Raw genomic sequence first — 278 nt, forward strand, 5'->3', positions numbered from 1 at the left:
TGCAGCCGGTGGAACTTGCGGTTGACCAGGTCATCGGAGGTGACGACCCCGCGCATGCGCTTGACCCGCGCCGGGCCTGGGAGGCCGTAGATGCCGGCCTGGGTCATCAACACCGAGACCAGGCGCGAGCTGACCTGGACCTCCATCGCCGTGGTCAGCTCGGCGTGCACCCGCCGGGTGCCGTACGTGCCGCGGGAGGCGATGTGGATCTCTCGGATCAGGCCGGTGAGCCACTGGCGGCGCAGCGCGGTCTTGGACATGGCGCGGCGCTTGTACCG

Annotated in this window: 1 protein-coding gene; it reads right to left on the reverse strand. The window is 70.1% G+C overall.

Features of this window, described 5'->3' with window-relative positions; all coding sequences use genetic code 11:
* Positions 1-278 (reverse strand): IS3 family transposase (locus IG69_RS20655; protein WP_036830713.1); only part of this gene is annotated, 278 nt, incomplete at both ends.

The organism is Phycicoccus jejuensis (assembly GCF_000720925.1).
Taxonomy (GTDB): domain Bacteria; phylum Actinomycetota; class Actinomycetes; order Actinomycetales; family Dermatophilaceae; genus Phycicoccus; species Phycicoccus jejuensis.